Origin of the sequence: Flavobacterium sp. ALJ2 (assembly GCF_015594725.1) — a bacterium.
Lineage (GTDB): Bacteria > Bacteroidota > Bacteroidia > Flavobacteriales > Flavobacteriaceae > Flavobacterium.
This window is the reverse complement of the sequence record NZ_JADNRC010000006.1, coordinates 107,806-121,925: the sequence shown is the minus strand read 5'-3', so window position 1 is coordinate 121,925 and position 14,120 is coordinate 107,806. Positions and strand designations below refer to the sequence as shown.

Below are 14,120 nucleotides of genomic sequence, written 5' to 3'. Positions count from 1 at the left end.
AGCCACTCACTCCTTTTTTGTTTTTTTTAACGTAACAGATACAATATTTTAGGCGAAAAATTAACCTAAACTTAACTTCAAATGAGGGAAAAGGCATTATTGAGAAATTTAAAAAACACATTAATACTCCTATTATTGATTAGTAGTAGTACAATTATTGCGCAGAAAAAAGATAAAAAAAGCAAAAAAGATAAAACAGAACAAGTTAAGGATTCTACAAGCAACAAAAAAGGAAAAAAATATAATGATCTTATAAAAGATGGTACTCTTAAAAAAGGATTATTTAATATAATACAAGTTAAAACAGATCTTTATCTTGAAATAAATGATTCTCTTTTTCAAAGAGAATTTCTTGTGGTAAATAAAATTTCGAATGTCCCAATGCAAGTTAATGAGGCTGGACTAAACAAAGGGATGAATTATGAGAATAAAATTATCACTTTTCATAAAGATTTAGTTGCCAAAAAAGTATGGGTAAAATCATCGATTCCTAGTGTTTCTTCTCCAAAAGAAGATGCAATAACAACATCTGTTAACAATAATTTTTCTGAATCTATTATAGAGGTTTTTGACATAGAGACAAAAAATAATGATTCAACTTCGGTTGTAATAAAGGCGAATAAAGTTTTTGACGGAAAACAAAAAAGCTTCAATGATGTTTTAAGCAACATTGGTTTTGGGGGTTCTGTAAAATCAGAGCTATCTTATATAGAATTTGCAAAATCTTTTCCTAAAAATATTGTAGTTAAATCTCAGCTTACAACATCTGTGAGTGAAGGTGGCCCTGCCCTATCCGTTACACTTGGAGTTACAAGCAATATAATTTTATTAGACAAGGTTCCTATGCAACCACGTTTCTCAGATAGACGTGTTGGTTATTTTACTGAAAAGCATTGGTATTTTAGCGATGAGCAACATGCCATGCGCGAAAAAGAATTAATCACTCGTTGGAGATTAGAACCTAAAAAAGAAGATATCGAAAAATATCGTAGAGGAGAATTGGTTGAACCAAAAAAACCTATCGTTTATTATATTGATCCATCTACACCTAAACAATGGCGTTCTTATATTATAGAAGGAGTTCGTGACTGGCAAGTAGCTTTTGAAAAAGCTGGATTTAAAAATGCTGTTATTACAAAAGAGCCTACTGAAGAAGATACTGACTTTGACATTGATGATGTACGTTACTCTGTAATTACTTATGTAGCTTCTCCAAAATCGAATGCTATGGGACCTGCAGTTGTCGACCCTAGAAGTGGTGAAATAATCGAATCAGATATTATATGGTGGCATAACGTTATGACATCTTTACACAGTTGGATGCGTATTCAAACTGGTGTAATTGATCCTAAAGCAAGAGGAAATAAATTTAGCGACGAACATATGGGTGAAGCTATCAGATTTGTTTCTTCTCATGAAGTAGGACATACTTTTGGTTTAAAACACAATATGGGTTCTTCATTTGCTTATGATGTTGAATCATTGCGTTCTAAAGATTTTACAGCAAAAATGGGTGGAACTGCTCCATCAATTATGGATTATGCTCGTTACAATTATATCGCACAACCAGAAGATCATGTAGAAGCTATTACTCCAAAAATTGGCGAATATGACAAATATGCAATCGAATGGGGATACAGATGGTATGGTGACGAAAAAGAAGAGCATACGGCTTTAAAGAACTTAATTTCAAAACATCAAGATGATCCAATTTATTTTTATGGAGAGCAACAAGGTGAAATAATTGACCCACGTTCTCAATCTGAAGATTTAGGAAATGACGCCATGAAAGCAAGTGAATATGGTCTTAAAAACTTAAAACGTGTTGTAAATAATATCCTTGAATGGACTTATGATAAAGACGAATCGTATTATGAGACTGGTAAACTTTACATTGGTACTATTGGTCAATGGCAACTTTATAACAGACACGTATTAAGCAACCTTGGAGGTATATATCTTAACACAACAGTTCATGGTGATAACAAAGCAAGTTATGTAGCTGTTCCTGCCGCAATCCAGAAAAGGGCTTTAGCTTATTTATTAAAAAATAGTATTACTATTCCAGAATGGTTGTTTTTTAACCCGATACTAGATAAAACGAATGCATTAAAAGATTCTCCAGTTGGGCCTTATGAATATACGCCTTATACCCTAGCGAGAGAATTACAATACAGTACTTTATATAGTATGCTTAGTGATGATCGTTTACTACGAATGACCGAAAATGAATTATACCAACGTAATGGAACTAAAGAAAATGTGTTTACAGTAACACAATTATTTAAAACAATGCGTCAAAATATTTTTGCTTCTACAATTCAAAATAAGTCATTAACAATTATGGAGCGTATGACACAAAAAAATTACATCGATGTACTTATCGTTTCTACAAACAAACTTTTTGAAAAAACAGATGGCAAAAAAATTATTGAAATACACGATAATCTAAATATTCCTCATTTATGTAATCAACTAGAGGAATCAAGAATGGCACGTAATATCAATCAATCCTCTCTTAAAAGAGTTTCAGAAGTTACATCTGATAAAAAAGGTGAATTAAAACAAGTATTACAATTATTAAGAACTAAGAAAAATATTGGAAATCAAGAAACACAAAACCATTATTTTGATTTGATTCAACGAATAGAAAGAGCTTTAAATACCACATTATAATCCTTTTACCCTAATTAAACCAAAAATGAAAAAATTAATTTACATCTTGAGTTTATTCCTGACAGTTGTTGGCTATGCTCAAGAAACTCGAACGATTACAGGAAAAGTAATTGATTACCAAGACAAATTGCCTATACCAGGTGCAACTGTTTATGTTGAGAATAGCTCAGTATCTAATAGTACAAATCAAAAAGGTGTTATCGAAAGTGCAAGTATTGGAACTGTTACTGATTTTGATGGTAATTTTGAATTGAAAATAAACAAGAGTACTACTAGTATACGTGTAACTTACATGGGTTACCAATCGTACACTATCAACATTACATCTCAAAACAGCTATAATATTTCTTTAAAAGCAGACCTTAGCGAACTTAAAGAAGTTGTTGTAACAGGTTACCAAAAAATTGAAAAGAGAAAATTGACTTCGGCTGTAGCCAAAGTTAATATGGCTGACATTCAACAAGCCGGTGTTGCGAGTTTAGATCAATTGTTAATTGGTCAAGCTGCAGGTGTTGCCGTTACTCAAGCAACGGGAGCTCCAGGTGCTATTGCAAAAATTAGAGTTCGTGGTACTGCATCACTTTCAGGCTCACAAGATCCATTATGGGTATTAGATGGTTTACCATTAGAGAGCAATGATGTTCCTAAGAACTTTGACAAAGACAATATCGATGAATTAAACAATTTTTCTATTGCAGGTTTAAACCCTGACGATATTAAAGATATTACCATCTTAAAAGACGCCGCTGCTACTGCAATTTATGGAGCTAGAGCTGCAAATGGAGTAATTGTTGTTACTACCAAAAAAGGAAAAAAAGGAAGCATGAAAGTAAACTTTACTGCTAATACTTTTGTCACTCAAAAACCTGATTTTTCAAAATTAAATCTTTTAAATGCTTCTCAAAAAGTAGATCTAGAATTAGGATTAGCAAGTCGATCTGACTTAACATATAGAGACGGTGGCGGAGAAGTTTCTCGTATCTTAAATCAGTCTAATGAATTAGGGGCGTATAGAACGGGAGGCTTTTCGGCATTGTCATCAGACACACAGAATTCTATCAATGCATTAAGAAATAATAATACAAACTGGGGGAATTTATTATATCAAACAGCTATAAATAAGCAATATGGTTTGAGTTTTTCTGGTGGTGGCGAAAAATCTGACTATTATTTCTCTTTAGGAGCGTATAATGAAGAAGGTGCTACAATAGGAACTGGTTACGATAGATATAACGTTACTTTAAAAAATAATTTTGAAGTTACTGACAAATTAAATATTGGTATTGGATTATTTGGTTCTGAAAGCAAAACAAAATCATACATTACAGATACCGATGGATTTACAAATCCAGCGAATTATTCAAGAGCCGTAAACCCGTATTTAACACCATATAATGCTGATGGAAGCTATAACTACGATAAAGATATTAGTGGCTATTCTGACCGTTACATCCCTTTTAATTTTATTGAAGAAAGAGAGAACTCCTCTTACGAATTAAAAAACAGAGCCATTAAAGCTATTCTTGATATCGATTACAGAATTACAAAAGGCCTAAAAGCAAGTACCCAAATTGGTTTACAATTTGACAACACATCTAGTGAAAAATTTGCTGGTAAAGACACTTATTTTACAAGAAAAGAAAGAGAAAAATCTCGTAGATTTAATAATGGAAAACCTAGTTATTTTCTTCCAGAAGGCGGAATAATTCAAAATAACAATACCGATTTTTTCCAATACAACTGGAAAACGATGTTGAATTATTCAACTGTAATCAATCAAAAACATGAGTTGGAAGTTATGGCAGGAAGTGAATTGAGAAGAAATTACAATACTAGTATTGCAACCAAAGCATTTGGATACGATCCAAAAACGTTAACTTCAATCCAAGTAATTTTTCCTAACGAGGATCTTGCAAATCAATCTACTTATAGAGCCTATAAAAAATCTAAGAATGAAAATGCATTTGCATCATTTTTTGCAACAGCATCTTATACTTACGACAGAAAATATACCTTTTTTGGTAGTATTCGTTATGATGGTTCTGATTTATTTGGTGTAGATCCAAAATACAAATACTTACCACTTTGGGCAGCTTCTGGTTCTTGGTTAGTATCTGAAGAAGATTTCTTAAAAGGCAATGAAATAGTGTCTAACTTAAGATTACGCGCTTCTTATGGACTGCAAGGAAATATAGACAAAGGAACATCGCCATTTGTTGTAGGAGAATATGGCAATATAACTCTTTTACCAGGACAAACTGAACCGGGTATTACGATAACAACACCTCCAAATGATAAGTTAAGATGGGAGAAAACAGAAAACACCAACCTAGGTATGGATCTAGGGTTATTTAACAACCGTATTAGTATTGTTACTGATGTATATGGAAGAAAAAGTAGTGATTTAATTGGTATTCAATCACTTCCAGTAGAAAACGGATTTGAGTTCACTACCTTAAATTGGGCACAAGTATCTAATAAAGGATTTGAAATTGCATTGGCTACGAAAAATATTGATCATCCAAATTTTAAATGGACTACTAATATTAATTTCTCACACAATAAGAGTCATGTTGATCGTGTGCAAATAAGAGAAAATGAACTTACTCCATCACTAGAAGGATACCCTGTAAGATCGGTATTTGCTTTAAAAACAAATGGAGTTGATGAAAATGGATACCCGTTGTTTGTAAATAAAAATGGTGAAACTGTTAATACCCAAACTTTCTTTCAATTATACGATGCTTTAGCTGAAGTTATACCTGGAGAATTCACACAGTCTAAACTTGATACTAAAGGAATAAGAGATTTATTTACTTATGCTGGAGATTTAGATCCTAAGTTTACGGGTGGTTTTACTAATACTTTCAAAATTCATGATTTTGATATTACAGTTGCTACCACTTTTAATATTAAACAAACAGTTGTTGAAACACCTCCGTACAATGGTGCAATGGTAGATCGTGGACAAAACTTTACTACTGATATTCTAAATGCTTGGTCACCTAATAACACAGGATCAAACTTACCAGGAATTGTAGGCAATGATTCTGGCGCTGGAGACTCTTGGATGGCTTACAAATGGTATGCTGGAGGAAACTCAATAAATACTAATAAATACTTAGACACTTGGGTACATGAAATGAGTTATATGAGATTAAGTAGTTTACGTTTTGGATATACTTTGCCTAAAAAAGCAGTAGAAAAAATGTTTTTTGATAGTCTCAGATTCAGTATTGAAGGAAGAAACTTATTTGTAATTAGCTCTGATTACAAAGGATATTTTGATCCCGAAACTTATGGAAATATCTACGCTCAGCCTATTCCTAAATCATTAACATTAGGATGTAATATAACTTTTTAATTAATTTAAGATGAAAAATATATCAAAATACCTATTCCTTTTTGTAGCTGCTATAGTAGCTTCAAGCTGTGATGACTACCTTGACGTGAAACCAGTAGGAAAAGTAATCCCTGAAACACTTCCTGAGTTTAGAGCTGTTCTTACTAGAGGTTATGCTGTTTTTCCTATGCATAAATCACTAACTGCCTTAAGAGCAGACGAAGTACTTCTTGAAGAAAATAGTAATGATTACGTATTTTATAAGGATAACTATATGTGGAATGATGCAAATCCAGATCTTATCGCAACAAAATTTCCGTATGCGGCACTATACAATTGTATTTTTTATGCTAATGTAATTATCAATGAAGCAAGTAATAAACTTGAAGCTTCGGCAGAAAAAGATCAATTAGTTGGAGAAGCATATGCGCTAAGAGCTTTTGCATATTTTGACTTAGTTAACCTATTTGCGAAGCAATATGATGTAACGACTGCAAATTCTGAGAGAGGTGTTCCTTTGGCATTAGAGATAGATTTAGAACAAGTCTATAAACCAGAAAGTATAGCTGTTATTTACGAGCAAATTATTTCGGATAAAGAAGCTGCTAAAAAATTACTAAATAAAGATACTCAAGCTACAGGATTAAACTATCGTTTTTCTAAAGCAGCATTATATACAATGGAGTCTCGTATTTACTTGTATCAAAAACAATGGGATAAAGCTTTACAAGCAGCAAATATGGGATTGACTATTAATAACTCATTAGTTGATTTAAATACTACTCCAATTTTACCAAACAATTACGATACAAAAGAATCAATAATGGCTCTTGAAAATACATTTGAAAATAAATTAAGAAGATCCGCATATGCAGCTCCTACCTTAATAGATGTATATGACAAGACAAATGACTTGCGTTTTAAATTGTATTTTAAAACAAGTGGTAGCGAATTTATATTTTTGAAAGGTGGAGAGCTAAATCAAAAAAACACCTTTAGAACAGCCGAATTATATTTAACAAAAGCAGAAGCTTCAGTACAATTAAATGATCTTGCAACCGCAAGAACAACTATATTAAATTTCGTAAAAAACCGCTATAATACCACAGGTTTCGCTCAATTGAGCACAAAGATTAGTGCTATGAATCAAATAGAACTTCTTGATTTTGTATATCAGGAAAGACAACGTGAGTTTGCTACAGAAGGACACCGTTGGTTTGATTTAAGAAGAACTACTCAAAAACAAATCGAACATACATTGAGTAACAAGACTTATACCCTGATTCAAAATGATCCGAGATATACGTTGCCTTTCCCATTAGATGCACGATTAAACAATCCAGAATTGTAAATTAACTAGCTCCGTTTTTTAACGGAGCTTTTTTTTTACCTTTGCGAAAAAAGAATAAATGAAAATAGTAATTATTGAAGATGAACATCTTGCTTCAAGTTATCTAAAATCAATTCTTGAACAGCAAAGTATAATTGCCATTAGTGAAATAACTTTGATAAAATCAGTGAAAGATGCTGTTGCTTTTTTCAAAGAAAACACTGTTGATCTTGCCTTCATGGATATCCATCTTGGGGACGGGAAAAGTCTTGATATATTTGAAAAGACTGCTATTTCATGCCCTGTGATTTTTATTACTGCTTATGATTCTTATGCTGTAAAAGTCTTCAAACATTTTACTATCGATTACCTTCTTAAACCCTATGAGGAAGAAGAATTATTAGAAGCTTTATCAAAATATAAAAATATAAAAGAAGCATTCAATCCTAATCCAATAGTTGAATCACTTGTTGCACTTGAAAATCAAACGAATGTTCAACATCATTTTTTAGTAAATCACAGAGATAAGCTTATTTCTATAAATGATCAAACCATTGCTTATTTTTATGCTACAGGGAAACATCTTTTTATTTACACGAATAATGGTAATAGCTACTTTTACAATAGCAATCTTAAAGAGCTTATTAATAAACTAGACCCTGCCCTTTTCTTTAAAGTAAACCGAAAATATATTTTAAACCGAAATCATATTCAGGAGATTGTTAAGCATTCTAGTCAAAAAATTGAGCTGCTATTAAACATTTCTGTTCCCGATGCAGATCCTATTATTTTGAGTAAAAAAGAAATTAATAATTTTAAAAACTGGCTTGACTCTTAACTGAGTTCGTTTTAATGAATGGTATAATAAATTATGATTCTCTTATAGAAGTATACAATTGTATCCATTTAATAGTACAATAGTATTTTTATAAATTTGTGTAAACGGTAAGAATCTAAACCGTACAATTTTATCTAAAAAATACAACTATGAAGCTTGAATATATCCAAATTGAAACCAATAGTATCTCAAAAACCATAGCATTTTATACCCAAAATCTAGGTTTTAAAATTTTAGACCATGATTCTACCTCTGTTTCCTTTCAGATAGGAAGCTCAATTTTAAAGTTTATCGAAAACAGAAATTTTGATTCTATTTATCATCTTGCCTTTAACATTCCTGAAAACAAACTCGATGAAGCTATAAAATGGTGTAAAAATAGAGTTGATTTAATTCATATTGAGAACGAAAGTGTAATCACTAGATTTGAAAGTTGGAATGCTAATGCTGTTTACTTTTATGACAACAATGGTAATTTATTAGAATTCATAGCGAGACATGATCTCAATAATTCACAATTCGAACCATTTGATACAAAATCAATACTTAACATTAGTGAAATTGGTATCGTACATGAAAAACCACTAGAATTAGGGCAAAACTTAATAAACCAACATCAGTTAAATTTCTTTAGCAAAAATGCCAACAGTGAATTTTTTGCGGCCATTGGAAATGATGAAGGATTATTAATAATAGTTAAACCTAATCGCAATTGGTATCCAACACAAACTCCATCTGAGAGTAATAAAACAATAATTTTATTAGAAAACAACAATAAAATTACCAAATTAGTTTTTTAGCTTTCCTTTAGTCGTATACTGATTAACACTTCTAAAATATTACAAGAATAAGCAAAACTTAAATGTTGATTTACTAATAAAATTTATTTTTTACAAATCGTGTTGTTTATGTTTAAAAAAACAACCATAAATACAAAAAGCCCAATTTAGAACTGGGCTTCATGATTTAGTCTTATATACTTATTAAATTAAGGAATTAATACAGCTCTTCCTTTTATTTTTCCCTGTCTTAATTTGTCATAAACTTCAAGAGCCTGGTCTAAGCTGTATTTTTCAATTTCAATATGGATTTTCTTTTGTAAAGCCAGTCCTATTACCTCCATCAATTCAGTTCTAGAGCCCCAATAAGGATTAGTAATGCTTACGCCAAAAGGTAAACCTTTGTTGTATTCATATTTTGCTCCCCCTAAACCTACAATAGTTAAGTCACCATCTAAGCCAATTACTTTTGTACCTAATTCAACTGTTGAAGTAGCTCCAACAAAATCGAGTACAACTTTTGCTTTTTTTATTCCAGTAATTTTTTGAATTTGCTCCGCAGCATCTGTATCTGTTGAATTAACAGCATAAGTAGCACCTAATTCTTTAGCAAATTCTAGTCGTTCTGGAGTTATATCGCAGGCAATGATTGTTGCTCCACTAATTTCTGATAAAATCTGTAAGGCAACATGTCCCAAACCTCCAACCCCTATAACCACAACATATTCATCAGGCATAAGTTTATGCAATGAACGTTTTATCGCTGAATAGGGTGTTAATGCTGCATCAGTGAGAGGAGCTGCTATAACAGGGTCTAAATCATGAATTGGCACTAATAAACGTGAAGAAGGTACAAGCATATAATCAGCCATACCACCATTTAATCCTAATCCTCCACCAAAAGCTTGTTCAGATTGATGATCACAATAGTTTTCCTTTGAATGTTGACATGGTTTACAATGCCCACATCCCCAAGGGCCATATACCAAAACTGCATCTCCTTTTTTAAAACCTTTTACATCTTGCCCTATCTCCTCAATCCATCCAGCATTTTCATGCCCAAGTGTAAATATTGTATCAGAAATTGTTCCTTCATCAATTATGTGTAAATCTGAATGGCATACTCCTGCCCCACCAATCTTTAATAATACTTCATCTCCTGTTGGCGATGGTTTTTCTAAGTCATTTATAATCCTAACATCTTTGTGTCCATAATATCGTACTGCTTTCATAAGAATAATTTTATAATTTTAATACTATAAATTTAATCAAACCTAATTAAACAAAAAAGTTAATATATCTTAAATTAAAGCTTTTGATACGTTAAAAAATGGGGTAAAGTATTGTAATTTTTAAGAATAAAAATTATACGATAACTGAACAAGTATTAATTATTATCTTCCTTTTTAATATGCTTTCAAGCAGAGATTCTTCCATTTGTATATAATCGAATTCCAGAAAAAATAAAAAAAAACTTTACAGGATTAGTTTTACTATCACCATCTAAAGAAACTTTTTTTGAAGTTCACGTGTCTGAGCTTTTAGATATAAACAATGCGTCAGGATTTTCTGTTCCTGATGAAATTAATAAAATGAGCCCTATTCATCCTATTTTGTTTTTTTGAAAAAGATGAAGATGATTCACCAAGTAAAGAAATTTCAAATGGAGCTACTAAAATTATTTATCTCGACGGAGATCATCATTATACTGATGTATTTATAACAATTGTAAAAGAAATGATACCTTAGTTAGCTATTAATTAATCCCCTATATGTTCCAAAAAGTATTTCATTTCATAGCAAGAATCAATGCCAAATTAGGTGTTCTTGCTTAATTACCTACTACTATAATAAATGAGTTTTTTTTGAGATTTCGCTTATAAATCAAACACAATACGTGATTATCTCTGTTTATATCCAAAAAAGCAGGAAACTTACTTTTATAAGAAATAGCTTTAATATATTAGTATAATTAAAGAATAATATCGCATTATTATTGGTTTTAAAATAAAATACTACAAGAATAAATTTTATTTAAAAAAATCGTACATTTCCTTTTTATAACTAATCAAATATTTTAAAATGAGAAAACAATTACTTATTTTATTTGGAATTATTTTGTTTGCGCAACCCCTTTTTGCCCAATCAAAAACCATAACCGGTATAATTACTAGCCAATCTGACGGTCTTTCTCTGCCTGGGGTATCTGTCCTAGTTGAAGGAACTGCTAAGAGTACCGTAACCGATTTGGATGGAAAATTTAGCATTCTAGTAAATGAAAATGAGACGCTTCTCTTTAGTTTTATCGGATTTTCAACTAAAAAAATTAAAATTTCATCAACCACAGACGTCATTAATCTTAAAATGACAGAAGAACTCAATGCACTCTCAGAAGTTGTTGTATTAGGATCTACAGTTCGTGCCACTCGTAAAGAGCTTGGTAACGCAGTTACGAGCTTAAAAGGTGAAGACTTAGTAAAAGCTCAGCCAGGTGGCCTATCGACGGCTTTACAAGGTAAAATTGCGGGCGCACAAGTTTCTCAAAACTCTGGAGATCCTGCAGGAGGCTTCAGTATTAAACTTAGAGGAACTTCGTCTATATTAGGTTCATCAGATCCGTTATATGTTATTGATGGAGTCGTTTTAAACAATGCAACTACCAATGTAACAAACTTAAATGTAACAACTGGAAACTCTAATATGCAGATTGGTCAAAATAGATCATCTGATATCAATCCAAACGATATACAAAGTATTGAAGTATTAAACGGAGGAGCTGCTGCAGCAATCTATGGATCAAGAGCAGCTAATGGAGTTGTTTTAATAACAACCAAAAAAGGTGTTGCTGGCGAAACCAGATATACATTCTCAACCAGTGTAACTTCAAACCAGATCCGAAAAAAATTAAATCTGAATATGTCCGACAAGCAATTCGTAAGTACTTCTCCAGCTTTATTTCCGATTCAAGGAAATCCAGCAAGTCCAACAACTGTAAATGTATTAGGAAGAAACCTTGAAACAAGAACTTTTGGCGTACAGCGATATGATTATCAAGATGATATTTTCACTACTGGAATTGGAACTGATACCTACTTTTCTATGCAAGGCGGAGATGAAAAAACAAAATATTTTGCTTCACTTGGACATTTGGTAAACGAAGGAATCATAAAAAACACCGATTTTAAAAGAACAGGTGCAAAAGTAAGATTGAAACATGATTTCAACTCAAAACTATCTGCTACTGTTGGATTAAATTATATTAGCTCTAGTTCAAATGAAAAGCCAGATGGAAACGTTTTCTGGAGTCCGATTAATTCAATAAATATTACCAATAATATATATGCCATTAGCCAAAGAGATGCTAATGGCAACTTGCTGGCAGTTGATCCCAACAGAATTAACCCGCTCTCGATTATAGAAACGTTTAAAATCAAACAAAATACAGATCGTATTATTTCGGATATACAATTAAATTACGTGCCTTTTAAAAATTTCAATGCCGATTTAATTTTTGGTATTGACAATTACAACCAAAGAGGAAACGTATATATTCCGAGATATCCTTATATCGTTAATCCAGCCTATTACAATGATGGGTATGTTTCTGAAGCAACAAACAGAGTGGTACAATTTAATAATGATTTGAATTTAAAATATGTTTGGAATATCAACCAAAATTGGAAAGCAACTACTTATGGAGGGTATAACATCCAAACCTATCGCGATAATTTTGTGGCTGTTGAAGGGCGAAATTTAAAACCATTTATAGAAACCATAAATGCATTTAATACCTTAATTCCTGGATCGCCAAGTTCTAGCCAGTCAAAATACAATTTATGGGGTTATTATCTTCAGGAAACCTTTGGTTATAAAGATAAGTTATATGTAACTATAGCTGGAAGACAGGATGCTTCAACTATTTTTTCAAGTGATAATAGATCACAGTTTTATCCAAAGGCAAGTTTTAGTTATGTCCTCTCTGACGAAAAATTCATGGAAAGCATTCATGATATAGTAAGCTCGGTTAGAATTAGAGGTTCATGGGGAAAATCGGGAAGTTTAACTGCTATTAAACCGTATGCTCGTTTTACCAATTATTCTACTGGAACGCTTTTAGGCAATAGTACTTTTACTATTGAAGGATTCAAACAAGGAAATTTAGATTTAAAACCAGAACAAAGTGTTACTTATGAAATTGGAGGTGATTTTGGTTTTATAAAAGATCGTTTAAGCCTATCATTTAGCTACTACAATGCCGACATTGATGACTTATTATTGCCAGTTCAATTAGCAGCTTCAGAAGGGGCTACAAATACTATTAAGAATATTGGACAAATGAATAACAGAGGGTTTGAGGTGAATCTTAAATATGACATCATCAAAAAAGAAAATTTACATCTTGATGCATTTGTCAACTACAGCAGCAACAGAAACAAAGTAACTGGATTGCCGCAAACACGTTTCAAATTAGACAGTAATTTAGCTGGCGCTCCTGTTTTTGTTGAAATGGATAAACCAATAGGTATTTTTTATGGTACTTATTTTGCAAGAAATTCTGATGGAAGTTTATTATTAACTCCAAATGGATATCCTCAAACCGAAAAAGGTGATGTAAATACTGGAACTGCACAAAGAGATGCTTCGGGACAACCAACAGGAGCTATTTTAAACAAACAAATTGGAAATCCAAATCCCGATTACATCATTTCATTTGGAGCTAATTTGAATTACAAAAAATTTGGCTTATCTATATTATTTGATGGCGTTCAAGGAGTAGATGTTTTTGATGCCGATTACAGAACCAGACAAGGAGTTGGATCAGGAACAATTGTTGCCCAAGAACTTAACGGAGAATTACCACGCGGTTATATTTGGTCGATTTATAATATAGAAGAATTTAGAGTTGTTGATGGAAGTTATCTAAAACTAAGAGAAGTATCTTTAAATTATTCATTCGGAAAAATAAATGAATTCTTTGATGACTTAACTATCACTGCAAGTGGTCGAAACCTAATTTCATGGGATAATTTTACCAGTTTCGATCCAGAAACAAATTCTGGCGGACAATCTTCAGTAGCGAAATACAATTTTGGAACAGTGCCAATTCCTAGTTCCTATTCGTTGGCAGTGAAATTTCAATTTTAATTTAAAAAA

Annotated in this window: 7 protein-coding genes; 6 read left to right on the top strand and 1 reads right to left on the bottom strand. The window is 31.9% G+C overall.

Annotated elements, in window-relative coordinates; translation table 11 throughout:
* Positions 1–81: 81 nt before the first annotated feature.
* The 5 genes from IUY40_RS08655 to IUY40_RS08635 all read left to right on the top strand — a co-directional run bounded on the left by IUY40_RS08655 (position 82) and on the right by IUY40_RS08635 (position 8,987).
* Positions 82–2,676 carry a zinc-dependent metalloprotease gene (locus IUY40_RS08655; RefSeq protein WP_195736469.1) on the top strand — a complete coding sequence of 865 codons (2,595 nt, stop codon included), beginning with the start codon at positions 82–84 and terminating at the stop codon, positions 2,674–2,676.
* Positions 2,677–2,701: 25 nt separating this feature from the next.
* Positions 2,702–6,040 (top strand): SusC/RagA family TonB-linked outer membrane protein, encoded by a 3,339-nt coding sequence (locus tag IUY40_RS08650; protein WP_195736468.1) that lies wholly within the window; start codon positions 2,702–2,704, stop codon positions 6,038–6,040.
* A 10-nt stretch (positions 6,041–6,050) separates the two neighbouring features.
* Entirely contained in the window at positions 6,051–7,370 is a 1,320-nt protein-coding gene (locus IUY40_RS08645) for a RagB/SusD family nutrient uptake outer membrane protein (protein ID WP_195736467.1), read from the top strand.
* Between the two features lie 58 nt (positions 7,371–7,428).
* Positions 7,429–8,187 carry a LytTR family DNA-binding domain-containing protein gene (locus IUY40_RS08640; RefSeq protein ID WP_195736466.1) on the top strand — a complete coding sequence of 253 codons (759 nt, stop codon included), beginning with the start codon at positions 7,429–7,431 and terminating at the stop codon, positions 8,185–8,187.
* A gap of 149 nt (positions 8,188–8,336) precedes the next feature.
* Positions 8,337–8,987, top strand: coding sequence for a VOC family protein (locus IUY40_RS08635; RefSeq protein WP_195736465.1), 651 nt, complete (start codon positions 8,337–8,339; stop codon positions 8,985–8,987).
* A gap of 188 nt (positions 8,988–9,175) precedes the next feature.
* Here the strand turns inward: IUY40_RS08635 and IUY40_RS08630 are convergent, their stop codons facing one another.
* The gene (locus IUY40_RS08630) at positions 9,176–10,198 is read right to left on the bottom strand and encodes an NAD(P)-dependent alcohol dehydrogenase (protein WP_195736464.1); all 1,023 of its coding nucleotides are present in this window, start codon (positions 10,196–10,198) and stop codon (positions 9,176–9,178) included.
* 850 nt (positions 10,199–11,048) lie between these two features.
* Between IUY40_RS08630 and IUY40_RS08620 the strand changes: the two genes are divergently transcribed.
* Entirely contained in the window at positions 11,049–14,111 is a 3,063-nt protein-coding gene (locus IUY40_RS08620) for a SusC/RagA family TonB-linked outer membrane protein (RefSeq protein ID WP_195736463.1), read from the top strand.
* Positions 14,112–14,120: the final 9 nt, after the last annotated feature.